A 25,522-nucleotide genomic window follows, 5' to 3' on the forward strand; every position below is an offset into this window, starting at 1 on the left:
ATAGGTCTTTGTCACACATCAAGAAAATCAGATTCGTTAGGATTAAAACAAACTAGTTGAACCAAATTGAACCAGATTAAGTAATATAACCAACTGAGCTGGCAAATGCACGATTGAGTTGCTGAGTAATCACTATTTTTATATTGGAGAAGCGAAAATAAATTTTCCCTTCAATATCGTGAGCAATTGCGTTAGCGATGATGCTAGTTTCTGTAGCCGATTGAATTTCAACCGACAGGTAATAGGATTCACCCGCGGTAAGGGACATGAATTGTTCAACTAACTCAAACTCAGACGGCAATCCAACTCCTCGGTGAGATTGCCGCATCCAAACTGCAATGGCCTGATAAACGCTGTCAGCAATATAGGGATCAAAGGTTTTGACAACGAATTGCCCCTTCTGAGCAGCACTCAGCTTCGGCGCGATGCAGTGCAACGTAATCCGCTCTGGGCTGATGTTGAGCACCTGCTGTAAACCCTGGAAACTCCTGCCCTGGAACAGGATACCTGGATAAAGCAACTGACCTGAAGTAGCGGTGGTAGCCAGGTCGGCACCCGCATAGGTTGGGAGCGGACTAGGATCAGATGGAGATGTCAACGAACCGAAGGGAGGAGCAATCGTTATCTGTCCCCGGTAGTGAACATCCACCTGATCGCGGTGCAGTTCGCTCCAAATCAGCACTTCTGAAACAATCTCGCCTGACTCCAGTTTGGCTGTCTCCTGCACATCTACCACAAATTCGTGGGGTTGGCTTTCGTCGAAAATAATCCCCTCTAGAACGTTGAACCGTTCGAGACGACGGAAGCGGTAGCCAGGATAGCGTTGCTCGCAGGTATTAATTAACCAAGAAGCGGCCACCGTAGCCGGTAAAACCGGGCAGTCACCCGTCACATAATCGTGCAGGAACGGGTTAGCTGCTAAGCTCAAGCACCGCCGAATGCGATAGCTGCTGAGCTTGGGGTTGGCGGGTGCCGCTGCCGGTGTAATCGGACTGCCAATCACGACTTGGGCATCGTTCTGATTTTTCTCCGCCAGCTCATTGACCAACATTTGGGCACCTACATCCAATGGGATCACCGCAATATTGCGCTGTGCAAAAGCCCGCTTTAGTTCCGGTGTCACCATACCGCTGTCCCACGGTCCCCAATTAATCGAAACCACATGACAGTCAGGATGCTGCTGCTTGATCAGATGGGCTGACTTGTTGAGAATCTCGTTAGCCAGCGCATAGTCAGACTGCCCAGCGTTGCCATAGAATCCGGCCACCGAGGAAAACAGCACCAAATGCTGAAGCTGATTGATTGGAATGCAGCTGAGCAGATTTTCTAGCCCCTGCACTTTGGCAGCATAAACGGTTTCAAAATCGCGTTCCGTTTTCTTTTCAATCAGCTTGTCTGCTAAATTGCCAGCCCCATGAATGATGCCGGTAATGGTTCCCAAACGCTGGGTGATATCGCTAATTGCCTGTTGAAGTTCGATTTTGTTTGTGATATCAACACTGATATATTCAACCCGACTTCCGGCTTGTCGTATGGCTGCCAATGTCGCCTGAATTTCTCGCTGGCCGATGATCTGGTTGAATACTTTCTGCACGCCCATCGGGGTAGGCTTTTCTCCCTGAGCAATCAACACCTGCATCACCCGCTTCTTCAATTCCGCCTCATCTTCACATCCCTGCGCCCATTCAGGTTCTTGTCCACTAATAGCGGAGCGACCCAGCAAAATAAATTTGCACTGACTGCTCTGCGCCAATTTCATCACGCATTGCGCTGTTACCCCCCGTGCACCACCGCTGACGAGAAAGACCGATTCTGAGCAAATTCGGGCAGTTGTGGTCATTAATGCTCCTCTCATTAGGACTGATTTACAAGAACGTGATGAACCAATTGGGAGTTGGATTGGGAACTGGTTGGGAATCAACTGGGTCGATGGATTCAGCTCAGCCTGTAGGTGATAGTCCAAGCCTAGATGGTCAAGGTCACCCGCCCTTGGGCACCGTAGGCGACTTCAGTCAAGCTGCGATCGGGGTCTTGCAATTCAGCCAAAATGCACTGGACCATCTGATCTGGCTCTAAGCTGGGGCTGAGGTCGATAGCGCGACAGGCCACTGCAGGCCATTCCATTGCCAGGGTTTTGGTGAGTCCAAACAAACCAGCCCCAATGCAGCCGAAGTTGGTTTGGCGAGTGAACCCAAACGCCCCGTCTAGATGAGTCACTGTGTAGAAACAGCTCTGGGCAGACTTGGCCACCTGGTTCAGAGATTGCTTCAGATGCTTAGCCAGGAAGAACACCTGTTTGAGGATAGCTCGGTCTGCGTCTAGGAAGGCAGGACCTTGCGACTGGAGCGCAAACAGCGGATGCAGATGGATAAACGCCCCGATTGTGCCTTTCTGTTGGGCGATCTCGGCTAAGCGCTGTTGCATGTGCTCTTCATTCAGATTGTCCAACATGACTCGACGCACTCCTGCTGGTAATGGAACTTGCTGGGGCAAAATGAACGGCGGAAAACTCAGAACTGTTACGTTCCAGCCCCGTGCCACTAACGCTTCTACAAGCTTCAAGGTGGTGAGAGAGCCATTGTCAGTCACTAAGCAGGTGTAGGACTCAGGCAGCGTGAACTCCAGAACATCGGGAACAGGTAGAGGTTGTAGTTTGACTCGTCTTCGTTCAATGCCATCAATGGCTTCAATGGCTTCGATAATGTCCTCAACCTGTTCCTCGATGGGTGCAACGATGGGTGCAACCGGTGATTCAGGCGGCGCTACACCGTTTTTTTTTCCAGCACCGGAGTAGCCAAAAGCTTTTGGATGACCTCAACTACTTGGCCCAGCGTGCGGATTTCTACCACCTCTTCTGGACTGGGCTTGGGCATCTCTGGCAACGACTCCTGCAGCGAGGTGAGAATCTCCACCCGCTTGATTGAGTCAATGCCTAAGTCCGCTTCCATGTCCATATCCAGTTCCAGCATCTCGGTCGGATAGCCGGTTTTGTCACTCACAATCTGCACCAGCATCTCGCTCAGCTTCGGATCTAGATCCGATGAGCTGGCGGGAACTACAACCGCATCGACAACCACTTCAGTGTGAACTTCCTGAGTCACGGTCTCCACCGAAGTAGCGGTCGTGACAGTCTGTGTGGATACTGTTGTGGTTCCAGCCAAAAGCTTTTGGATGACCTCAACTACTTGGCCCAGCGTGCGGATTTCTACCACTTCTTCTGGACTGGGCTTGGGCATCTCTGGCAACGACTCCTGCAGCGAGGTGAGAATCTCCACCCGCTTGATTGAGTCAATGCCTAAGTCCGCTTCCATGTCCATATCCAGTTCCAGCATCTCGGTCGGATAGCCAGTTTTGTCACTCACAATCTGCACCAGCATCTCGCTCAGCTTCGGATCTAGATCCGATGAGCTGGCGAGAACCACAACAGAGGCAGTATCGGCTGCTTCAATAATTTCAGCAGTTGTCATCTCGGTGTGGGAGGTTGTGACCTCAGTTGTAACCTCTGTGACCTCAGTTGTGACCTCTGTAGTGATCTCGGCATGAATTGTTACTTGGGCAGGGGCAACCGGTTCAACTGGTGCTGAAGTCGGCGCAGGCAGAACGGCAGTATGTCCGTTACGAGTTGAGGGTGCGGTCGTCACCGCTGCAGAGCCACTAGATATCACGGGTTCAGCCTTGAGAATCGGCTGCTGAAGCGCAGACTGCTGAGGGGCAACCTGCTGAGGAATGGGCTGCTGAGGTGCCGCCTGCTGAGGTGTTGGCACAACCGGATCGAGTGGAGCCACTGCCGGGGCTGCTAAGGGCGATTCCACCGTGACTTGATCTCCGGCTAGCAAACCATACTGCTGCTGCAGTAGCGTGAAAAATTGCTTGCCGCATTCAGCATGGTGCATGAGAGACTGTTCATGAATCCGCAGCGTCTCGGCCTGATGGTCGTGCAGTTTGAGAATACTGCGCTCCAGGTTGCCAGCTAAAGTAGCTTGAGTCTCTAGCGGCTGACTGGCAAACGTCTGATTCTGCTGCATCAACTGAAACACGAGCTTGGCATACTCCAGTTGATTACTCAGATACTGGCTATGAACTTTGAGAGCTTCAGCCTGGTGCTGATTAAACTGAGCAAGGTTCTGCTCCAAGCTCTCTAGGGCGCGTTGATAGTTCATGGAAGAATCCGGCATAGGCTGTGTGATAGGTTCAGGTGAATAGACAGAATTGCTGCTGCTGCCGTTCACAGTCACAGCAGCAGTGCTAACGACCGGAGCGATTGCAGGTTCTGTGGCAGATGCAGATATCACTGCCGTTGCAGGACGTTGATGATGCACAGAGCCATTGCGAGCAGCCAATTTATCTGACTGCAAGCCAGTACCATTTCCGTTGATCGCTCCATTAGCATGATTGGTATAGCTAGAGGCATACCCATTTTTGGCTCCACTTTGAGGAATCCAAGCATGTCCATTTTCGGATTTAGCCGCAGGCGTTGCGACAGCTGGGGTCATCAAGGTGATGGGTGAGGTGTTAGCAACCACGTGCCGTGATTCAGAGCTTGCAGCTACGGTTACTTTCTCTTGAGCAGCAACTTGGATCGTTTGCAGAGGTTGCAGCACCGGATGGAATCCATTGCCACCTTTTCCGTTGCCATGACCATTGCCGTTTTTGCCATGACCATTGCCATTTTCGCTAGCAACAAGCTGAATGCGGAATCCATCATTAAGGGCTTTCTCAAACGCCGACCTGGTTTTATCGCTGACGTAATTGCAGCCATTCAAGCGCACATAGAAACCTTTGGGGTTTTTTGGCTCCGGCAAAGGTTTCGGCACCTGATAGGGATCTACATCCTTCAGAGACAAACCGGCAACTCGTAGTCTCGCAATCGCTTCTCGAAACTGGTAGCTGCTATCTTTCTGCCGACTGCCGTTGAGGGCAATTGCCACATAGGGTCGATCGCCCAAAATTTCCTTCACTAAATTGGTCAGGATACTGCGTGGCCCAACCTCCACAAAGAATCGCCCACCCGCGTTGTATATATTTTCGATTTCCTGCTTAAAGGAAACCGGAGAACACATGTGATTTTGCAAATTGCGCTTCACTGCGGCTGGTTCACTGGGGTAGGGAGCAGCCGTCACGTTGGTGTAGGCGGTGATTGTTGGCGCTTTGAAGGTTACTGCCTCAATCGCCTTTGCAAAGGGCTGTTGGGCATGAGCTACGAGCGAGGTGTGGAATGCCCCAGACACCGGCAGCGGTACCGTTGAGAATCCTTTAGACTCTAAAATCTGCTGCACTTTAGCAATCTCAGGCTTGCTGCCCGCCAGCACGACCTGTTGATTCGAGTTCCAGTTAGCAATCGTGACTTGAGGATGAGCTTGCAATAGAACTTCTACCTGCTGAGCATCCCCCGTTACCGCCAGCATCGCCCCCGCATCAAAACCAGGTTGATCTGGAGCTGCCATTGCCTTGGCCCGTGCCTTGACTAGGAAGAAGTAATCTTCTTCGCTAATCGCTTCGGCAGCCCAGAGCGCCGTCAGTTCACCGAAACTATGGCCAGCCACAACATCAGGCTGGAAACCCGCTCGGCGCAGAATTTTATACAGTCCTGCACTCACAGCAGCAATGGCCGGTTGGGCATATTCGGTGCGGCGTAACATCCGCTCGCGCGCTTCCTGCTGCTCTGGCTCAAAGGCAGGCTGGGGAAACACAAGATTGGAAATGCGGTGCATCCGGTCTTTAGCGAGCAGGTCATCCAGATAGCCATAGGTTTGGCGCAGTTCTGGAAAGTCAATTGTCAGCTCGCGCCCCATCTTGAGATACTGGGAGCCTTGCCCAGGAAACAGGGCGACTACCTTGCCAGGTAATTCACCGCTCTGTTGATAGAAAATGCCCAGCGGATGCTCCCAAGCTGAGCCAAGCGGCTTAATCAGTAACCCAATAGCGGTTTGCAACTTGCGGCAAGCATCCTGGAGGGAAGTCGCGGCAAAGCCTAAACGGGCAGCTGCTGCTGGAATCTCTAGTGTCTGACACTCAGCGACTAATTCGGCATAGCTGCATTCACCGTTGTTGGACTTCAATTGGTGCAGGACTGCTTCACAGCGTTCAACTAACTCGGCCGGCGTTGGCGCATGCAGCAACACCACTTGGGCGGCCTGATGCATACGATAGGCCTGCTGATGTTCCTCCTGGTATTCTTCCAGAACAACATGGTAATTTGTGCCACCAAATCCAAACGAACTGACGCCAGCTCGTCGCGGGGGCGCTCCCACAGCTCGAATCCAAGGCCGAGTTTCGGAATTAATGTAGAACGGGGATTGATCCAGCCCAAAATGAGGATTGGGTTTTTTCACATTAATTGTGGCTGGCAAAACCTTGTGGTGCAGGGCCAATATAGTCTTGATTAAGCTGGCTACACCTGCTGCCGCCTTGGTATGACCAATTTGAGATTTAACACTGCCCAGCGCAATGGTCTGCTTTTCCACGGGCAACTGACCAAAGAAAAGCTTCAGAGATTCCAATTCAGCTGGATCGCCCGCCCTAGTTCCGGTTCCGTGAGCTTCAATTAATCCAACGGTTGCTGGATCAACCTGAGTATCGGCATAGGCATCTTGCAGCGCACGAACCTGACCGGCCGGACGGGGAGCATAGATACTCTTATATTTGCCATCGCTAGAGGTGCCTACTCCTTGAATCAGAGCATAGACTCGATCGCCATCTCGTTCCGCATCGCTCAAACGCTTCAACAGCACCATGCCAACACCTTCGCCCAGCATCATGCCATCTGATTCGGCGTCAAACGGGCGAGTTTGTTGACTGCGCGAGAGTGCCGGAGTTTCGCTAAAACACAGGTAGGTAAAGACCGAATTGTCCAAATCGACCCCACCAGTGAGGACCATGTCACAACCGCCCGTCACCAGTTCATTCACCGCCATCTTCACTGCTGCCAAGGAGCTGGCACAGGCAGCATCAATCGTAAAGTTAATTCCACCGAAATCAAGGCGGTTCGCAATCCGTCCGGCAATGACGTTAGACAACATGCCTGGAAAAGCATCCTCAGTCCATTGCAGATAAGCTGCCTTGATCTTCTCAATGATCTTTCGTGTATCTGCTTCATCCAGGCCGCAAGTCTTGAGCACACGTTCCCAAACAGGGTAATGCAATCGCGCCCCTAGCGGACCGCCCAACTGGGTTCCAGCCGCCCCCAAAATTACACCCACCTTATCTCGATTAAAGGATCGCCCTTGCCCACTGGCCGCTTGCTCGATCGCCCGGTAGCCAGCATGCTCCACTGCCCGTTTCGCAACGTAGAGTGACAGCAGTTGAGAGACATCGGTTGACTCCAGCAGGTTGGGCGGCAAACCAAATTCCACCGGGTTAAAGTCAATATCTGGAATGAAGCCACCGCGTTTACAGTAGGTTTTATCGGAAGCTTTTGGATCGGGATCGTAGTAAGCCTCTACGTTCCATCGAGACGCTGGCACATCTCGAATACAATCCGCTTCCTGGTAAATCTTTTCCCAAAATTCCTGCAGGTTTTCCGACTCAGGAAAGATGGCAGCCATACCGATAACGGCGATGGGATCATCGCGCAATCGCCGATTCAGCTGGTTGACATGTAACGACTTTCTGGACTGATCTGACATCGATTCCCCTCTTCCCTGAATAGTCTCCATCACAATTCTCTCAACAGCTTCAAGCTCCTCTTGTAGCTGCATTAAAGCAGCAGCAACTTTGTGAGCGGACATAGCTCATTCTTACCATCGCCAAAAGAGTGAACACAGAATACATAGCAGCTAAAACCTGATGAACATATGCTGAATGATACTCAGGCAGATCACTCAGGCAAATCTGCCAATCAGTCGCGAAGATTTCAACTAAATCCTCGCTTAAGCTCAAATCAGTAAGAGCTGCAAACCTTACAACATCCTGAGCTACATCGACTTCAATAATCTAGGTGACGTATGTGTATGCCTAGACGAGTCATCCAGTAAACAACAGATGCTCCTGTGTGGGAAAGACGTCCGCAAGCGAAAGCAGCAATGTGCGGACAATAACTTTATCGCAAAACCCTGTTAAATCAGTAGCACCAATGCTACATCTCACCAACAACCAAACCACAGGCTTCCTTACCCATGAAAATCTATATTGTTAGAAAACCTTGATATGAGTTAAAGCATACTTGCAGCCTTAGCTGGAAGTGCCGGAACCTCAACCCATTGGTCAAGTCTTAAATGGATGCCTGAAAACCCTGGATCTCAAAACTCGGAGTGAGGAAAAAAGCGATCAAACTTGGGTGTAGGAAGCGGAAGTACGTTAAAAACCTGATTAAAACCTTAACAGCGCCCAGATAACCTACCGCGACTAACGTAACCGAAACCGATCTACAAAGCACAAGGCGAATCGTATCGGACTAAAGCCGTACCGGGCAACATCGCATTAGTCACATCTAACTACAAATGCGAACCAACTCAACTCATAAACCCACTACCGCACCTCCAGCTCTAGAATCATCAAACAACGGAACAAACTACATGAAATCGAATCAGAACAGCAGAAACCTTCATCAGGATGCAGACACTACTGCGCTAAGTAAGCGTTGCCCCTCTGGGTGAGCAGGCGTCATACGTGAATCCACAACTACCAGATATACCTAAGACTCTTGCAAGTTCAAGCGAATGCACTGAACTTCATATACATTTTACATTGCATCCCTGACTTAAATAGGAAGATCAGCAAATTCGGATTGCGCCAAACATGAATTTTCAACACATTTACTTGCCCGTATTTCCACTTAGAAGTGCGGTTATTTGGCATCGAGAGAAAAATTGTTCGCTTCAAGGTGAGAGTGGGTGGTCCGTGACGTAGAAATCTGGGTTTTGTTCCCAGTTTGTCAAGCGGCTTCGCACTTTGTATCACTTATGAACAATTTGAGGTGAAAAATTTCTATCGCAACGGCTGGTCGAAAAAATTGCCGTAACTTATGTTTAAAGTTTCCGTATGATTCCCTATTTTGTACCCAGGATTACAGAAGTCAAATGGGTTGACATTGAATGCTCGTTTTGGGTAGAACTCGTTTGAGTGAGAACAATCTTGGTTCGGGTGTAGCGGTTTTACGGTTTTACTCTGGTTCGCTATTCTGATTCGCGTTTTCAGTTGGTTCTTTTGGTTCGGGTGTGTTCTATGCTTCGGTTACTGGAGACCCACTTGCCCTGTAGCTAGTTGCCCTGAGTGCCCTAGGCTGTTAGTGGTGTAGGAGTTGTTGGTACTGAGTTGACATTGAGTTGGCATCGAGTTGGCGTTGAGGTTGCAGCTATTGGCTTAATCGCCCGATTTTACCAAGCCCAGTTTGTCTTTCTAGACTTCGGCAGTGCCACTTTCGGTCTGAATATGCTTGACCTACTTGACCTATATGATCTCTTCCACAAGATTTCATGAGGATCCGGAAAAGTTTGCCCTTGTTCCTAAAGATTTCGTGATTTTGTCAGCACGGGCAGGTTACTGCCGCAGTGCAAAAGTTGGGGTAGGCCAAGCAATACGGTATCAGTTGCGGTTATTGGTTGATTGCTAATACACAGATCGGAGGTTAGTAAATTTTGCCTGATTGCGGTACTGTTAGGAGGAAATATTGCGTTTAGAACTAGGCCCGGATAAATTTGATATGGGTGCCAGTTGCCAATCTGCATTATCGTGGTGTAGATGTATTGGATTAAAGACCTGAGCTATAAGTTTTCAGGTATACGAGTCTTGAATTACCTTGAATTACTAGGATATTACGCTGGATATTGCACCAGATCGGTGTGTGCAATTCGTCTTGTACGGTTAGTTTTGAGCTGTTAGTGATGGGCCACAGCCGTTCCTCAAGCTAACAGGGATAAGTGGGAGCACTCGTCTTTTTTCGACCTGCTGTGCAGCTTTTTGACACTTTTTGACACTTTTTGAGAATTAAGACTTTAAAAAAAGGCTTTGGAAAAGAGTTTTGCAAAAGTACTTCGTGGAAAACATTGACGGAATTTTAGCAGGATGTTTTGAGGGGTGATGTTTGCGCGGGATTATGTGCAGTTTTGAGCCACCGCACAAATCTTTGACCGGGTTACTTGGACTACATTGATAGCAAAAGGCAGTTGGACTGGAGTGCAGAAGCAATCAAGGTGAACGGCTCGGGATTTAAACAGTAGTCGGAGCATGAACTGGAGCATGAACTGGATCGTGCTGTCTTACAGAAATTTCTAACCATAGCTTCTTTTTAGGAGGTGTCATCATGCCTCGAGATGGGGATCAATCGTTTCGCAGCAATGCCAGCCAGTGGGTCGCTCTGCTATCCGTGTCTGGGATGCTAGCCGTTGGAGCTGCCTACTTTTATAACAGCTACTTCAGGGTTGGATCGGCGGTTGAGAATGCGGTAGCAGCAGGCTCTGCTACACCTGAGCCGGTAGTAGCGAGTCCGGTGCCAGCTAATGTGTCAGCTCTGGGCAGAATTGAACCCCAGGGCAAAATTGTGCGTTTGTCTGCTCCGAGTTCTTTGCAAGGTTCACAGGTGAGGGAGCTATTGGTTCAGGAAGGCCAGCAGATTCAGGCCGGACAAGTGATTGCCATTCTAGACAGCCAGAGTAGCCGTGAGGCCGCGCTAGAGAGAGCTAAGACAAACGTAGGCATTGCCAAAGCTAAGTTAGCTCAGGTCAAAGCTGGTGCAAAGCAGGGGGAAATCGAGGCTCAGCGAGCAGCCATTGCACGACTAGAAGCCGAGCTACGCAACGCTGAGAGTGAATATCGACGAAACGAGCAGCTATTCACAGATGGGGCTATTTCAGAAGTCGATCTGGAGGAAAAGCGTCTGCGAGTCGAAGCAACCCAGGAACAAATCCGGCAGGCTCGCAGTTCGCTGGAAAGCATTGCTGAAGTCCGGCCAGAAGATGTTCAAATTGCTGAAGCTGAGCTGAATAGTGCCATTGCCGCTGTGCGTCAGGCCGAAGCCGATCTGGAGTTGACCTATGTGCGTTCTCCTATGACCGCTCAGGTGATCAAAATTCACACTCGTCCGGGTGAAGTAATTGGTACAGATGGCATCGTTGAAATTGGTCAAACTGATGTCATGAATGTAGTCGCTCAAGTATACGAAACTGATATCAAGCGCGTGCAGCTAGGGCAAAAAGCTACAGTTACCGGAACTGCTTTTTCCGATCAATTGAGTGGTAAGGTGTCTCAAATTGGGCTACAGGTTTCCCGCCAAGATGTGTTTGAAAATAATCCTCTAGCGGACACCGATAATCGCGTGGTTGAAGTCAAAATTCAACTAGACCCTGAAAGCAGCAAAAAGGTAGCCAGGTTGAGCAATCTCCAGGTTCAGGTTTTAATTCAAGGACAATAGGACTACCCTAAGCTGAATTTTCAGAGCTGAATTCTCAGAGCTGAATTCTCAGAAATGTAGCTGTTTAGTACTATATCGATTTGATCCCCATTAGCTTTGGTATTGTTTTCATGCTGCTTTAGACTCGGTTTATTTTTTAGTATCCACTAGGAATCTGGTAATGATTTTTGCGATCCCAGTTGCTTGGCTACAGCTCATCCATCAGCGAGTACGACTTTTCGCAACGCTAGCAGGATTGGCTTTTGTCGTGACGCTATTATTTATGCAGCTTGGGTTTCAAGATGCTCTATTTAAAAGTGCAGTTAGGGTACACCAAAACCTTGCCGGTGATTTATTTATCATTAGCAAGCAATACAAATCGTTGGTGGCCCAGCAAAGTTTTCCCAAGAGCCGCCTTTATCAAACTCTAGCCTTCGATGGTGTGGCAGATGTTACTCCACTCTATTTTCAATTTGGCAAATTGAGAAACATCGAAACGGGGCAAAAGTTTTCTATCTTCATGTTCGGAGTTGATCCCAGTAAACCGATCTTTAATGTTCCTGAGATCAATCAGAATTTGGACATCCTCAAACTCGCTAGCACCGCCCTATTTGATCGTGACTCCCGGCCCGACTTTGGTCCGATTGCACAGCGATTTGAGGAACAGGGTGAAGTTTCCCTAGAGATTACACCGTTTAATTCGATCACCACTGCTAACCGACTTGAAGTCAAAGGGCTATTTACGTTAGGAGCTTCATTCGGTGTAGATGGCAACCTAATTACTAACCTATCTACCTTTGTTAATATTTTTGCCGATCGCAGTACAGAAGCCATTGATATTGGCTCGATTCACTTGAAGCCGGGTGCTAATATTCAACAAGTTCAAAATAATTTGATCACTCATCTCTCACAAGACATTAGGATTTTAACACGACAAGAATTTATTGATTTCGAGAAGCAGTATTGGAATGAGCGTACTCCCATTGGATTTACATTCCGACTAATGGTTTCAATGGGATTTGTGGTTGGGATTGGAATCGCCTATCAGATTCTTTACAGTAATATTTCTAGTCATATTATCGAGTACGCTACGCTCAAAGCGATCGGTTTCACCAACTCGTATTTGTTGTTCGTTGTATTTCAGCAAGCGCTGCTCTTAGCAATTTTCAGCTATCTACCAGGATTTTTCACATCTTCAAGGCTCTTTAATCTCGCTAAAGAGGCGACCCGACTTCCTATCAATATGACTCTTGATCAGAGCTTGCTGGTTCTAGCATCTATTGTGCTTATGTGTTCTGTTTCTGGTGTATTCGCGGTGCAAAAACTACGCTCAGCCGATCCAGCCGACATTTTCTAGATCAATCCCATGCAAGTTGATAAAGTCACGCTACAAGAGCCAATCCTGAGAATCGAAAACCTGAATTTATTTCTGGGGCGACGATCCCTGCGGCGACAAATCCTGTTTGATATCAATTTAGAGCTACAGCCCGGCGAAATTGTAATCATGACTGGACCGTCAGGGGCTGGAAAAACCAGTTTGCTGACGTTAATCGGCGGTCTGAGAACTGTGCGAGAAGGTAGCTTGCAGCTAATGGGCCAAGAGTTGGCTGGCGCTTCATCTCAAAAGCTGGTCAAGATTCGTCGCCAGATTGGTTACATTTTTCAGGGCCACAATTTGCTGCCGTTTCTCACCGCTCGTCAAAATGTGCAAATGCCGTTTGAGCTGTACCGGATCCCGTCTAGGCTAGCTCGTAAAGAGGCCGAAGCGATGCTGCAAGCCGTCAAGCTGGGCGATCGGATGAATTACTATCCGCAGCAGTTATCGATTGGGCAAAAGCAGCGGGTCGCAATTGCGCGTGCGCTTGTTACCCAGCCTCGGTTGATCTTAGCTGACGAACCCACCGCCTCTCTCGACAGTAAAACGGGGCGAGATGTGATCGAACTGATGCAGCGCTTAGCCAAAGATCAGGGTTCGGCAGTCCTGATGGTAACTCACGACAATCGTATCCTCGACATTGCTGACCGTATTATCTCAATGGAAGACGGGCGATTATTAACTCAGTGAACCCTGCAGACTGGAATATCGGCTCAGCGGTTACCAGAACGCAGAATCGTCACAATCAACCACAGCCCCAACAGACTTGCTACGGCAAACAAAACATTGCTGACAATTTGTAATTGCGGCGTTTGTTGGCTAGCCGAAATAATTGCCGCACCAATAATGAGTGCACCAACTACTGTGCTAAACGAACGGCGATTGGCGCCATCGTCTAAGGTTTTACGCAGAGCATGGAGATCCTGTAGCGCTAAATTGAGCGTCAAGGTTTCAGAGGTGAGGCGATTTAGTAAGAAACCTACCTGACGCGGCGAGTCAAGCGAAAGCTGCTTAAATTCCAGCGCGGTTCGCAAGGCGGTTTGGGCCAAATTATTGCCGACCAGCTGCTGACGGAATAGATCGATCATTAAGGGACGCACTTCATCCATGATATTGATCGTCGGATCAAATTCCCGTCCGGCTCCCTCTAGATTGGCGAGGGATTTAGTCAGTAAACCGATGTTGCTAGGCCAGCGCAAGTTATTGCGGCGAGCAGCTTCGATAATCTGGCTAAATGCTTCACTGACATTTACACTCGACAAATTCAGGTTATGATATCGCCGCAGCAATCGATCATAGTCAGCCTGCAATTGGGCCACATTGATCGGCTGGCTGATATCCATCGGCTCAGCTAACTGCAAGGTCAGTTGGGCACAGCGGTCTGGATCAAAATCGACAATGGCCAGCACTAATTCCACCATGATCGACTGCATGCGGGGATTGAGAGTCCCCATCATGCCGCAGTCTAGAATGCCGAGCCGCCCGTCTGTTAGGTAAAACAAATTGCCGGGATGGGGATCTGCATGGAAAAAGCCATCCACTAGATATTGCTGTAAAAATACTCGAAAGGCGAGCGAGGTAAAGGTATGTCTGGCGGACTGCTCGGCCTCGGTTTGTCCAGTTGCCAACCGTGATTTGAGAATCGGCACGCCTTCAATCCACTCCAGCACCAAAATTTTGCGGTTTGACAAGTGGCGATACACCTTGGGAATCACAATCTGCTTTGGATCAAACCAGCGGCTGGTGCTGAGGTTTTGTCGGAGCCGCTCGGTGTAGTTGGCTTCTTGAGTAAAGTCTAGTTCGTTGCGCAGCGAAGCGCTAAATTCATCGGCTAGATCCACCACGTTGTAGCGTTTGCCAAAGTCGGTAGCCGACAGCAGGCCAGCAATTTGCCGGAACAGAGCCATATCTTGTGCCACAACTGCCGCGATACCGGGTCGCTGCACTTTTACGGCTACCGGCTCGCCGTTTTTTAAAACGGCACGGTAGATCTGAGCAATGGAACCTGCCGCAATGGTCTCATGCTCAAAACTGGAAAATACTGTTTCGGGTAGCTCGCCGAGTTCCTGCCGCAGCGTTACCTCGATTGCGTCCCAACCCACAGGTGCAACATTGGCCTGGAGATGGCTTAAGGCTTGAATATAAGCAGATGGCAATAGATCGGGGCGGGTGCTCAAAAGTTGCCCCAGCTTGACATACACCGGACCTAGATCGGTGAGAATGTTGCATAGCACTTCTGGGGCGGGCAACTCTGGCTCATCGCTTTTGCCGAGCGTCAAAAGCTGGCGCATATAGTCCCAGCCGTGGCGAATGAAGACTTCAACGATCTCTCGTTGGCGAGCCGCAGAGCTAACAAGGGCAATCATGGGGGATTTCATGCACGAAGACCAAGACTTTGCTAGGAATACCCTAACAAATTTGGGCTACTCCGGCTCTGGATCAGGCACTGGAGCGAATCCGCGATTGCAAAACACAAAAAACTCAGTGGCTGCTCAAAACAAACCACTGAGTGACCCGGTTAAAGTTCGTGGAATTTTAGTTGGTGCTGTGGTTCAGAGCAGCGCCAATTAATCAATAAAGCCCATCAGCACTTCGCTGTCATCAATCTCGTTAGATGCAATCGGACGGCCCCCCATCAAGAGGCTGGCTTCTAACAGTTTGGGGTCGCTTGCCACAATCGGACGACCGCCTGGCAGCGTCAGGTCATCTCGTACCACAATCTCGCTAGCAAAAATCGGACGATGGCCTGGAATCGAGTAATCCAGAACTCGCAGGTGGCTGGCCATAATCGGACGGTTATTCAAAATCGTGCCGAAAACCTCCATGTGGCTGGCAGCAATTGGCCGTAACCCGGCTGAAGTGAAGGTTTCTGCGACTTGAATATCACCCGACTCAGTCCGCAGGGCCAAGCCGCCGCTCTCTTCTCGTCCATTGGTCTCTGCCTCTGGCTTTTGGGCTAGCTCAATCTTGCCCGGTTTCGTTGCCGTATCACCGTTGCTCGTTGCCTTTTCTTGCTCAGCCATTGTTTCCTCCATTTCAACTGCTTCAACTGCCGTTTCAACTGCTGCTTCAGCTCTATTGCCGCTCGTCCTGTCAACCGTCTTATCAACGCTTGGTTCCCCGCCTGCTTTAGCGGTTCGGCTTCTGCGGCTACTCCTCGCGCCATTTGCTGCCATGTGCCACCAATCCTCAACCTTGCTTGCTGCTGACTCGTTTATCGGGTGGTTGGACCTGTTGTGCCATTAGTTGTGCCATTAGTTGTGCCATTAGAAGGACGATTCCACTCTCTACTAAGGCAAAAACCCGATATTTAATACGCCCTTTTGGTGATTTACCCCTCTAATTTCCCTTTAATTGAAATTGACTAGCTTGACTCGGACTAGTCCAGTCAAACTCATCTGATTAAAGTTCTTAGTTTTATTAAGCTTGATTGCTATTGATACTGAAACCCAACAGGATCGCAACCTAGCTAAATTATACGGGCAAATCTCCCCAACTCTGACTCTGAGTATAGTGGGGAACCAATAGGTATTTCTTAACTCTATGATTAGGATTGGATCGCTTGGTAGAGATAGTAGGTTGCCATTGGGATCACGGTAGCCAGCACCAGCAGCACAACGACTACAATCGTGGCGCTGCGGTCGTCGGTTTCCTCAGCTCGTGCAAAGGTCCCTTCCGTTTGCACCGTGTCGTCTACGACCGGAGGACCTGGATCGGGTTGACCCGACAGAACTGCCACTAGCCGCTCGCTAGCATCTAGAAACGCCTGATTGTACTTATTACCATCCCGTAGCGGCACCATCATAGTTTCCTGAGCCACACTTTCTGCCATCTGATCAGACAAGAGTGCTTTAACACCATCGCCTGTCTGGACTGCAATTGTGTTGGTGACATTGTCGAGGACTAGCAGCACCTGATTGGCTTGGTCCTCAGGCGTGGGAAACCATTTTTGAAACAGCTTTTGCGCAAAGTTTTCAATGGTTTCACCGTAATCAAGGCGGTGAATAGTGACAAACCGCACCTCGGCACCCGTTTGTTTAGCCAACTTGCCTAGCTCACCGCTAATCTGATTGCGCGTGACTCGACTCATCGTCTCGGCTTGGTCAATCACCCAAGTTGGCTCCCCAACTGCCACGTTTGGCATACTGTAAACTCCGGTGGCTCCGGCAGGGGTTGGGGTAAACACCCAGAATTGGAGCGTCAAAAATAGTCCAAAAGCGAGGGTGGAAACGGCCCGTACCAGCGTTCTCCAACCTACAAGCTGAGACAAGCACTTAACCATTGTCTGCATTTCCATACTTTTCTTGACAGTATTATAAGGAGAAACTCGACTGAAATTGCTGTCGTCTTGGTCGTCTGGTTACTAGAGTTGTAACAGCCTGCCCGTTTTCCGTCTAACCTCCTATCTTGGATCTATGCCCTCCTCTGTGAAGCCTTCCACCGACGAACCGTCTGCCTGGGCCGAACTGCCCCTGGCCCGTCAGCCCGATCCCAACCAGTTGGACAACATCAAAGCTCAGCTCGATCTGGTGCTGCTGGCGCTGGAGGCTTTGACGCAAATTAGCTCAGAGGCAATGTTACAGGCGGCAGCGGATTTGCAGCTCACCGATCTAGTGGCCGACCGGGTGGCCCTCTGGCGATTGCGGCAATCGAGTCCTTTGCGGCGAGGGCAGGGGCGCAAGCGGATGGATGTGGAGGAAGCGCGAGCGCTGGTGCTGATTATCTGCCATCTTGCCAAACAGCATCAGGAGCTAATCCGCCGAGCCGTTGCCCTGTTGGAGCAACTGACCGAACAAAACCGCGAGCCGTACCAGGCCGCCTTGCTGGGAGATTATCTGGATAACTTCACCAATGCCTATCAAGAACGCATGGAAGCCGGTGGTTCTCCAAATCGGGCGGAGCAAAATCAACCCCCTTCGACCGATGAACTCAGCTACCTGGCTCTCAAACTCCTGATCGACCTGCTATTTTACAGCGCTCCTGCGGGCAGCCGCCGCCTCTGGATGGCCCTGCTGGATCGCAGCCTCAATCAATAACCTTTCGGATTGGTCCTATGCCTACTGCTGTTCTGCGGCGATACACGCCCCCAACTTGCACGCTAGAAATTGCGGCAGCCCGCTCGGCCCTGTCCCGCTGGACCGAACTGACTGGCGGTCAAAAAAATTGGTCCTACAGCCAGAACAATCGGACAGTGCTGAAGGATCTGCGCTTCCACCTTAGCTTTGACGACCCAAAACTACCGCCAGAGCACCAGGTAACCGTCAGCGGTAACCAAACCCAACTTGAGGCGCTGTATGAGGTTGTGACGACCTATGTGCAATCGCTGCTGGCAACGGCTCCGGAGCAGATACCCTGGGAAACATCACTGCGGCGAACTGAGCCAACCAATGAACTGACAGGTGAGCCGACTGCGACTCTGAACCAGTCTGTGGCAACTACTCCAGAACAGATGGGTATTGCGCTCCAGCCCACAGGCTTGCTTTCCCACGACCTGAAGTTGGGCAGCTTGGCGACCGAGGAGTCGGGGCCAGTCGTGCATCTCACGACCCTCCAGCTATTTGATCTGGCCAATGCACTGGAAGCCTACAATGCTGAAGCCCTTACCTTACCTACCTCGCAGCGTCCAGCTTGGCTGAAGGTTCCTCAGGGCTGGGCCAGCATTGCGGCAGTGTCGGTATTGGCTTTGGCGGCAACGGGAGGCATTGCCAAATTTGTGATCGATGTGTCGCGGCCTACCCAAACGGCCTCTGCCCCCCGCGAACGGCAGGTCGATTCTGAACTCAACTCCGATCTATTTCCAACGCTTTCCCCGCCCCCGGTGGAAGCCTCTCCCTCAATCACGCTCCAGCCCCTGCCGCCGCCGCCACCCTCTGGCCCCCCTCAATCTAGCAGTCCCGGTTTGCCACCCGTGGGAGTTACCCAAGCCCCCCCAGCTCCGGCTCCGGCTCCGGCTCCCGCTTCCGATCCATCTGGCCAACAGCAGGTAACGGTGATTCCCGACCCCAATAGCATCGCGTCGGCTCCGTCCCAGTCCTTGGCAGAAGCAGGCACCCAGGCAGAACCGCAAACCGGCAATAGTGCGCCGCCGCGTTTAACCGGAACGGAAGAGGCTCCCGAAACGGCCAGCCGTGCCCTTGCCCCCAGTAGTACCAGTCCAGACAGCCGCAATACCACGACTAGCAGCACTGCCTTTGACACCATTCCGCAAGTGGCTGAAATTCGCAGCTATTTCCAGCAGAGCTGGCAGCCTCCCGAGGGCTTGACTCAGACGCTGGAATACCGGCTTTTGCTGAATGCAAACGGCTCCCTGCAACGCATCGTACCGCTGGGCCAAGCTTCTGAAAATTACCTGGACCGCACTAATATGCCGCTGATGGGCGAACCGTTTGTATCCCCAACGGGGGATGGCTCCACGCCTCAGATTCGCCTCGTGCTCAAGCCAAACGGCACCGTACAATCATTTTTAGAGTATGCCAACTGATTTTTCTGGCTAACGTTTTACCTGACTAACGGTCAGTATCCTGAATTGGGAGAGAAGATTTTATGGTAGCTGTAGACGCGGCATTGGGTAGTCAGGCGAATTGGCGAGCGATTGCCCGCGAGTTTGAGCAGGTGGTAGGCAAAAACAACGTGGTGCAGCGGCGAGAAGAACTGCTGGTATATGAGTGCGACGGGTTGACCAGCTACCGTCAGCGTCCGGCAATGGTGGTATTGCCCCGCACCACCGAGCAGGTGTCAGATATCGTGAAAATTTGCAACCGCCATCAGGTCCCGTTCATTGCGCGGGGAGCTGGCACCGGACTTTCGGGCGGAGCATTGCCAGTCGAAAACTGTGTCCTGATCGTCACGGCCTTGATGAAGCAGATCCTGGAGCTTGACCTGGAAAATCAGCGGGTGGTGGTGCAGCCCGGTATGATCAACAACTGGGTGACGCAGGCGGTGAGCGGAGCCGGATTTTACTACGCCCCCGACCCCTCCAGCCAGATTATTTGTTCGATTGGCGGCAACGTGGCCGAAAATTCCGGTGGTGTGCACTGTCTCAAATACGGTGTGACGACGAATCATGTGCTGGGGCTAAAGCTAGTTTTGCCCGATGGCTCAATCGTCGATGTAGGCAGCAAGATTCCAGAAATGCCAGGATATGACCTAACCGGACTGTTTGTCGGCTCGGAAGGCACCTTAGGCATTGCCACCGAGATTACGCTGCGGATCCTCAAAACAGCAGAATCGATTCATGTGCTGCTGGCGGATTTTACCAGCGTCGAGGCGGCTGGACAAACGGTATCCGACATTATTGGCGCTGGCATCATTCCGGGCGGTATGGAAATGATGGATAACTTCAGCATCAATGCCGTAGAAGACGTGGTGGCAACGAACTGCTATCCCCGCGATGCCACGGCAATTTTGCTAATCGAGCTGGATGGGTTAGCGGTAGAAGTCGAGGCAAATAGTCAACGAGTAGCTGCCATCTGCCGTCAGAATGGTGCCCGCAACATCACGGTCGCCACTGATCCGCAAGAGCGCTTCACCCTCTGGAAGGGCCGCAAGGCTGCTTTCGCGGCGATGGGAAAAATTAGCCCCGACTATTACGTCCAGGATGGGGTAATTCCCCGCACCAAGTTGCCCTATGTGCTGCGCCAAATTGAAGCCCTGAGCGAAAAGCACGGCTATTGTGTCGCCAATGTGTTTCATGCTGGAGACGGCAACCTGCATCCTTTGATTTTGTTTAACAACGCCATTCCCGGTCAGCTAGAGCAGGTCGAAGCATTGGGTGGCGATATTCTCAAGCTCTGTGTCGAGGTGGGCGGCAGTATTTCGGGAGAACACGGCATTGGAGCCGACAAGCGCTGCTACATGCCGGAAATGTTCAGTGAAACCGACTTAGAAACCATGCTGTGGGTACGGCAAGTCTTCAATCCGCAAGGGCTGGCCAACCCCGACAAAATCTTTCCCACGCCCCGCACCTGTGGGGAAGCAGCTCGCGCCAAAGCCCATGAGCAGTTCCCAAATCTAGAACGCTATTAGCATGCTACAAACCATCTAACGATAGAGCTAGAACTCGCGATCCAACCGATTGGCCCAATCGCAATGTTTTGGTTTCTATAACGTGAAAGCCCAGCGACTCATAGAGTTTTTGTGCTCTAGGGTTGTCGATGTCTACACTGATGTAAACGTGACTCGCTTTGATCGTGGCCGCCTCGGCAATGCAGGATTGAAGTAATTGGGTACCAATGCCTTGCCCTCGGTAAGCCGTATCAACGGCCAGATTAGCAATATAGAAGGTACTGGGAGGATAGTCGTGCCGCACCAATCGATTCAGGATCAAGGCATCAGCGCATTGCAAACGCAGTTGCTGCCAGCGATTCAAGCAAGCTTGGTAATCGGCTGTCTCCTTGAGGACTTCGGCTGCTACCAATGTGGCGACACCTAAAATCTGATTTCTCTGACCACCGGTTAGTTCACCGGCTTCGGCAACTCGTACATAGCGATAGCTAAACCGATTCTGGGAGCGCTGGACCAAATCAGTCAAGATAGGAATTGCCTTACTGCCGAACATTAACCCAAACATAGCGGGAGCAGATTGGTAAATCAGGTTTGCCACCGGTTTAGGCTGGTGAGCCGCAAGAGACATGGCAACGCAGTCAACAGGCAATGATGAAGACATCGATCTCGGAGTATCCTGAAGTTAATTCAGCATCCTGACTGAATGAAAGTTGAAAATTAAATTTCGGTGTCGTGGGCGTCTTGCCCGACGCAGGCCGGATGCTTACCCTACGGAACTACCGGACCATTTTCTTAACTTTGCATATAGTCAGACAAATCAGAGCCTATTTAATTATGGCGAAACAAAAGGGAAAAGCACTGCCATCCAAATTGATCATCCGGTCCGGGCGATGGGTTTGGACTACCATGTGGCATCTCATGATGTCTCAAATGGCTCCCCGTAGTAAAGCAGGAGAATATCTGCGGCCAGAAAGCCAATTTCGCAATCTTGTTCTGCAGTCAGAAACATTGGTCAATCCCTCTACCGATTCAGCCAATTCAAGTGCTGAGGTTTATCCTGCCGCCGCCGGGCGCTATCGCCTAGTGGTGGGCTGGGGCTGCCCTTGGGCACATCGAACGCTAGTGACACGGGCACTGAAGGGGCTAGAAGATGCCATTTCGGTCACATTTGTGGCTCCCTCGCCGGAAGCGGGCGGTTGGATCTTTGAACAGCCAGAGGAGGGCTGTCAGTCACTGCGGGATCTGTACCAGCTAGCGCAACCGGACTATACGGGACGCTGCACCGTCCCCGTTCTCTGGGACACTCAGCAGCAGCAAATTGTCAATAACGAGAGTGCAGAGATTATCGTCATCCTGAACGAGGCGTTTAACCAATTTGCCAAACAGCCTGAACTCGATCTTTATCCTGAAGACAAACGCGAGGAAATCAATAACTGGAACGAAAAAATCTATCACGCACTGAACAACGGTGTCTATCGCTGCGGGTTCGCTCAGAGTCAATCGGCCTATGAAACTGCATGTAATCAGTTGTTTCAGACCTTAGATGAGATCGACACAGTACTAGAACACCAGCGGTATCTCTGCGGTAATACCGTCACGCTTGCAGATGTGCGCCTGTTTCCAACCCTATTTCGCTTCGATAGTGTTTACTACAGTTTATTCAAGTGCAATCGTCGCCGAATTCAGGATTACCCAAATCTAAGCGGCTATTTGCGTGATCTCTATCAGCTTCCGGGCGTGGCCGCCACCTGCAACCTCGCAGCCGTGAAGCGCGACTACTACGGTAACTTGTTTCCATTAAATCCAGGCGGCATCATTCCGCTGGGACCAGATCTGAATCTATCTGAACCCCACGGACGCGACTCGCTGCATCAATCGGCTCAAATTCCTGTTTTAGAGTAGATTTCTCACGAAAAACCGAACCTGCTTTGCCCGATCTGCATTCGTCCCAAACCGAAAAGCTGAGCTAAACTTTCGGGAGAGATAAAATCGCTGGAACGATCAATCAGCAGGTCTGACGGGCAGGACGAGCCAATCACTTTGCAAATGGAAATAGAGTATGAAGCAAACGGCCTTGAACCTGCTTGGGTGTTCTAGTTTTTCAGCCCTTGTTTTGCTAGGGCAGACAGCCCAAGCCGACGTGATGCCCACCCAGGATGGCATGTCCGCTAGCCCACTGTATGCTGGCTATATTACGGCTCTGCAACCTGCTGTTTTAGAGTCATCCCTACCTCAGACGGGCTGTAGCTGCCAGGATGCGTTGTTAGATGCCAATAGCGATCAAGTTGGCGACCTCGCCATTGACCAGTTGGGCTGTGACTGTGCAGGATGCCGCAATATTGTGATGCAAATGGCACAGGCTGAACCGCAGCCTAACCCGTAGCGCTATTCAGTCATGGCGTAAACCAACCAAAAAGGGGCAGCCAACTGCCCCACAGAACTTGAACCAAGCTAGCTAGTAATTGAATTTCCAGCTAGCGCATCTATTGCACCGTTTGCACTATCTGAGCGAGCTGGTAAGGACTGGTCAACTTACCCAACTGCTGCACCAACAGGCTGAGGAACAAGCCGACATCGGTGACAATGCCTACAGACTCTACCGAACCTCGGTCGCTAAGTTTGGTGACTACTGCGGGGTTGATGTCCACGCAAACCATCTTCACACCCGCTGGGGTCATATTGCCAACGCCAATCGAGTGCAGCATCGAGGACAGCATCAGAATCATGTCCGCTCCTTGGATTAAGCGAGCATAGTCGGCTTGGGCTGCCAGAAGGTCCATTTGCGTATCCGGCAGAGGGCCGTCATCCCGAATCGAACCGGCTAGCGAGAAGGGGACATTGTGCTTCACGCACTCGTAAAAAATGCCGCTGGTCAGCACTCCCTGCTCCACTGCCTTGGCAATACTGCCGCAGCGCCGAATCGTGTTGATCGCCTTCAGGTGGTGACGATGCCCACCCCGGACAGAAACGCCCCGCTGCATATCAACCCCCAATGAGGTGCCCATCAGGGCTTGCTCAATGTCATGGACGGCGATCGCATTTCCACCCAGCAGCGCCTGCACATAGCCTTCGCGGATCAGACGAGACAGGTGTTCGGCACCGCCCGTGTGGATCACCACCGGTCCAGCCACCACCACCATCTTGCCGCCCCGGTCGCGGATTTGGCGCAGTTCCCAGGCAATTTGTTCAACGACTAGCTCCACGCGCCGCTCGCTGGAAACCCCCGAACCCATAAAGCTGAATTCCTTGTCGTTGGCAGTCCGCACTTCCCGCGATTCGGTCTTACGCACGGTGCGGATCCCTTCAACCCCAACTACCACGCGGTCTCCCTTACGCAGATCTCGCAGCAGCTTGCATTCCGCTACCACACCTTCTGGAGTTTGAGAAACCACAATTGCTCCGTCCATGCGCTGGTTCTGGACCCGCACCCACTCACAGTTGACCCGCACCTCGGTGGGATAAATCGTGGTGACATAGAAATCATCGGGTGCCACGCCATCCTGAGTCACGATTTCTAGCGGGTTGTCACAAACTTCTTGCGGCGGTGCTACCGCTCCCAGATCGATCAACTGCGACATGATTTTTTCCATCACGTCGTGGGATGGTGCCGTGACCCGGATCTCTGCAGAGGAGGTACTTTGCTTTTGTTCACCCAAATGGAAGTTCAACACCTGGAAGCTACCGCCGCCTTCACTGACCAGATCCAACGCTCGGCTGATCAACCCCGAATCCAGCAGGTGGCCTTGCAGTTGAATCGTGCGGCTCTCGATTGTAGCAGCGGCATGGTGCAAAGGCTGAACCGATTCGGTCACGCGCAGGGTTAGGCATTTGGCGGCTCCACCTGCTTTCAAGAATTCTGTCAGCGGCGTTTCTACGATGCGGAAGCCCACCTGCTCTAGCCGCTGTTTCAGGTCATCGCTGGCCTTGTTCATGATGATGACGCGATCGATGTTGACCGCATTACAAGCAAAATTCACCGCATCAGGTTCATCAACGGCAATTCGCTTGTGCTCAGGAACACGCATTTCGATCAGGCGATTCGAGTAAGAGTCAAACGCGGGCGGATAATAGAGCAAATAGCCATTTGCCAGCGGACAGAAGCAGGTATCAAGGTGATAGAACCGCTCGTCCATCAACCGCAACGACAGCACTTCGATATCCAACCATTTGGCCAGATAGGGATGGGAGTCGAGTTCAGAACGAAATCCATATCCAGCCCAGAGCCAACGGCCTTCGCGGTCGAGCAGGGCATCTCCAGCTCCTTCAAACGGCAAGTCTTTGGGCAGCGTATGAACCGTAAAACCATTCTGTTCAAACCACTGCTGGAAGAACGGTTCTTCGCCTTGACGCTCTTTGTGATAGAAGCGGCTCAAAACAACGGTGTTCTCTAGAACCAAACCAGCATTGGCCGTAAATACCATATCGGGCACACCAAGCTGCGGCTCAACCAAGTCCACGACGGCGTGTTCCTTCATCACATGGAACAATTTTTGCCATTGCTCCACAGCGCGATCGCGAGACGATTTATGCACATTTCCTTCCATCCACGGATTAATCACATAATCCACGTCGTAGTAGGTGGGAGGACACATCAGAAAACGGATTGAAGCTGTACTCATAATCAATTCAGTCGTGTAATGTGGAAGCAGTCATTTGAGAAGCAATGGAACCAACTTTCAAAGGGTCGTCTTGACAGAGACTCGCAGCCAAACTCTGTTACCCGTTTCCATTCATTTGCTTGCTATTCACTTAAGTACCTGAAATCTCGTCTAAGTACTTGAATTAGGAGTTGCAAATTGGTTAAAAAGCTGAGAAAG

16 protein-coding genes are annotated in these 25,522 nt (G+C 51.0%); 8 read left to right on the forward strand and 8 right to left on the reverse strand.

The genetic code is table 11. The features are described from left to right. Positions 1 to 76: 76 nt before the first annotated feature. From HJG54_RS01745 to HJG54_RS01755, 3 genes are all read right to left on the reverse strand, one after another. The gene (locus tag HJG54_RS01745) at positions 77 to 1,840 is read right to left on the reverse strand and encodes an SDR family NAD(P)-dependent oxidoreductase (protein WP_316433006.1); all 1,764 of its coding nucleotides are present in this window, start codon (positions 1,838 to 1,840) and stop codon (positions 77 to 79) included. Positions 1,841 to 1,965: 125 nt separating this feature from the next. Next, positions 1,966 to 2,589, reverse strand: coding sequence for a hypothetical protein (locus HJG54_RS01750; RefSeq protein WP_316433007.1), 624 nt, complete (start codon positions 2,587 to 2,589; stop codon positions 1,966 to 1,968). 173 nt (positions 2,590 to 2,762) lie between these two features. Beyond that, positions 2,763 to 7,625 carry a polyketide synthase gene (locus tag HJG54_RS01755; protein WP_316433008.1) on the reverse strand — a complete coding sequence of 1,621 codons (4,863 nt, stop codon included), beginning with the start codon at positions 7,623 to 7,625 and terminating at the stop codon, positions 2,763 to 2,765. 2,615 nt (positions 7,626 to 10,240) lie between these two features. On the opposite strand from HJG54_RS01755, the gene HJG54_RS01760 reads away from it, so the two are divergent. The 3 genes from HJG54_RS01760 (at position 10,241) to HJG54_RS01770 (ending at position 13,391) form a co-directional block, all read left to right on the forward strand. Next, positions 10,241 to 11,347, forward strand: coding sequence for an ABC exporter membrane fusion protein (locus HJG54_RS01760; RefSeq protein ID WP_316433010.1), 1,107 nt, complete (start codon positions 10,241 to 10,243; stop codon positions 11,345 to 11,347). 160 nt (positions 11,348 to 11,507) lie between these two features. Next, the gene (gene devC / locus HJG54_RS01765; protein WP_036001158.1) at positions 11,508 to 12,683 is read left to right on the forward strand and encodes an ABC transporter permease DevC; all 1,176 of its coding nucleotides are present in this window, start codon (positions 11,508 to 11,510) and stop codon (positions 12,681 to 12,683) included. 9 nt (positions 12,684 to 12,692) lie between these two features. Further along, complete coding sequence (locus HJG54_RS01770; protein ID WP_316433014.1) at positions 12,693 to 13,391, forward strand: DevA family ABC transporter ATP-binding protein; 699 nt, start codon at positions 12,693 to 12,695, stop codon at positions 13,389 to 13,391. A gap of 23 nt (positions 13,392 to 13,414) precedes the next feature. Here the strand turns inward: HJG54_RS01770 and HJG54_RS01775 are convergent, their stop codons facing one another. From HJG54_RS01775 to psb32, 3 genes are all read right to left on the reverse strand, one after another. Then, a complete protein-coding gene (locus tag HJG54_RS01775) occupies positions 13,415 to 15,067 on the reverse strand; it encodes an ABC1 kinase family protein (protein ID WP_316433016.1) in 1,653 nt (550 codons plus the stop codon). 201 nt (positions 15,068 to 15,268) lie between these two features. Continuing rightward, the gene (locus tag HJG54_RS01780) at positions 15,269 to 15,877 is read right to left on the reverse strand and encodes a hypothetical protein (protein WP_316433018.1); all 609 of its coding nucleotides are present in this window, start codon (positions 15,875 to 15,877) and stop codon (positions 15,269 to 15,271) included. A 371-nt stretch (positions 15,878 to 16,248) separates the two neighbouring features. After that, the gene (psb32, locus tag HJG54_RS01785; RefSeq protein ID WP_316433020.1) at positions 16,249 to 16,983 is read right to left on the reverse strand and encodes a photosystem II repair protein Psb32; all 735 of its coding nucleotides are present in this window, start codon (positions 16,981 to 16,983) and stop codon (positions 16,249 to 16,251) included. 133 nt (positions 16,984 to 17,116) lie between these two features. On the opposite strand from psb32, the gene HJG54_RS01790 reads away from it, so the two are divergent. From HJG54_RS01790 to glcD, 3 genes are all read left to right on the forward strand, one after another. Then, positions 17,117 to 17,737 carry a DUF3038 domain-containing protein gene (locus HJG54_RS01790; RefSeq protein ID WP_316433023.1) on the forward strand — a complete coding sequence of 207 codons (621 nt, stop codon included), beginning with the start codon at positions 17,117 to 17,119 and terminating at the stop codon, positions 17,735 to 17,737. Positions 17,738 to 17,754: 17 nt separating this feature from the next. Further along, on the forward strand, positions 17,755 to 19,182 hold the full coding sequence (locus HJG54_RS01795) for a DUF4335 domain-containing protein (protein ID WP_316433024.1): 1,428 nt from the start codon (positions 17,755 to 17,757) through the stop codon (positions 19,180 to 19,182). A 62-nt stretch (positions 19,183 to 19,244) separates the two neighbouring features. Continuing rightward, a complete protein-coding gene (glcD, locus tag HJG54_RS01800) occupies positions 19,245 to 20,726 on the forward strand; it encodes a glycolate oxidase subunit GlcD (protein ID WP_316433025.1) in 1,482 nt (493 codons plus the stop codon). A 4-nt stretch (positions 20,727 to 20,730) separates the two neighbouring features. Here the strand turns inward: glcD and HJG54_RS01805 are convergent, their stop codons facing one another. After that, positions 20,731 to 21,333, reverse strand: coding sequence for a GNAT family N-acetyltransferase (locus tag HJG54_RS01805; RefSeq protein WP_316433026.1), 603 nt, complete (start codon positions 21,331 to 21,333; stop codon positions 20,731 to 20,733). Positions 21,334 to 21,623: 290 nt separating this feature from the next. Here HJG54_RS01805 and HJG54_RS01810 point away from each other — a divergent pair, with 290 nt between their 5' ends. Beyond that, on the forward strand, positions 21,624 to 22,607 hold the full coding sequence (locus tag HJG54_RS01810) for a glutathione S-transferase family protein (RefSeq protein WP_316433028.1): 984 nt from the start codon (positions 21,624 to 21,626) through the stop codon (positions 22,605 to 22,607). 157 nt (positions 22,608 to 22,764) lie between these two features. Further along, positions 22,765 to 23,088, forward strand: coding sequence for a hypothetical protein (locus HJG54_RS01815; RefSeq protein ID WP_316433029.1), 324 nt, complete (start codon positions 22,765 to 22,767; stop codon positions 23,086 to 23,088). Between the two features lie 100 nt (positions 23,089 to 23,188). Here HJG54_RS01815 and HJG54_RS01820 read toward each other — a convergent pair whose 3' ends face one another. Next, a complete protein-coding gene (locus HJG54_RS01820) occupies positions 23,189 to 25,324 on the reverse strand; it encodes a TIGR00300 family protein (RefSeq protein WP_316433030.1) in 2,136 nt (711 codons plus the stop codon). Between the last annotated feature and the right edge of the window lie 198 nt (positions 25,325 to 25,522).

The organism is Leptolyngbya sp. NK1-12 (genome assembly GCF_032598965.1).
Taxonomy (GTDB): Bacteria; Cyanobacteriota; Cyanobacteriia; order Elainellales; family Elainellaceae; genus Elainella.

Excerpts from the sequence above, each read along its gene's own strand:
- HJG54_RS01745 (WP_316433006.1), bottom strand. The coding sequence starts at position 1,840 with ATGACCACAACTGCCCGAATTTGCTCAGAATCGGTCTTTCTCGTCAGC.
- HJG54_RS01755 (WP_316433008.1), bottom strand. The coding sequence starts at position 7,625 with ATGTCAGATCAGTCCAGAAAGTCGTTACATGTCAACCAGCTGAATCGG.
- HJG54_RS01760 (WP_316433010.1), top strand. The coding sequence starts at position 10,241 with ATGCCTCGAGATGGGGATCAATCGTTTCGCAGCAATGCCAGCCAGTGG.
- devC (WP_036001158.1), top strand. The coding sequence starts at position 11,508 with ATGATTTTTGCGATCCCAGTTGCTTGGCTACAGCTCATCCATCAGCGA.
- HJG54_RS01770 (WP_316433014.1), top strand. The coding sequence starts at position 12,693 with ATGCAAGTTGATAAAGTCACGCTACAAGAGCCAATCCTGAGAATCGAA.
- HJG54_RS01775 (WP_316433016.1), bottom strand. The coding sequence starts at position 15,067 with ATGATTGCCCTTGTTAGCTCTGCGGCTCGCCAACGAGAGATCGTTGAA.
- HJG54_RS01780 (WP_316433018.1), bottom strand. The coding sequence starts at position 15,877 with ATGGCAGCAAATGGCGCGAGGAGTAGCCGCAGAAGCCGAACCGCTAAA.
- psb32 (WP_316433020.1), bottom strand. The coding sequence starts at position 16,983 with ATGGTTAAGTGCTTGTCTCAGCTTGTAGGTTGGAGAACGCTGGTACGG.
- HJG54_RS01790 (WP_316433023.1), top strand. The coding sequence starts at position 17,117 with ATGCCCTCCTCTGTGAAGCCTTCCACCGACGAACCGTCTGCCTGGGCC.
- HJG54_RS01795 (WP_316433024.1), top strand. The coding sequence starts at position 17,755 with ATGCCTACTGCTGTTCTGCGGCGATACACGCCCCCAACTTGCACGCTA.
- glcD (WP_316433025.1), top strand. The coding sequence starts at position 19,245 with ATGGTAGCTGTAGACGCGGCATTGGGTAGTCAGGCGAATTGGCGAGCG.
- HJG54_RS01805 (WP_316433026.1), bottom strand. The coding sequence starts at position 21,333 with ATGTCTCTTGCGGCTCACCAGCCTAAACCGGTGGCAAACCTGATTTAC.
- HJG54_RS01810 (WP_316433028.1), top strand. The coding sequence starts at position 21,624 with ATGATGTCTCAAATGGCTCCCCGTAGTAAAGCAGGAGAATATCTGCGG.
- HJG54_RS01815 (WP_316433029.1), top strand. The coding sequence starts at position 22,765 with ATGAAGCAAACGGCCTTGAACCTGCTTGGGTGTTCTAGTTTTTCAGCC.
- HJG54_RS01820 (WP_316433030.1), bottom strand. The coding sequence starts at position 25,324 with ATGAGTACAGCTTCAATCCGTTTTCTGATGTGTCCTCCCACCTACTAC.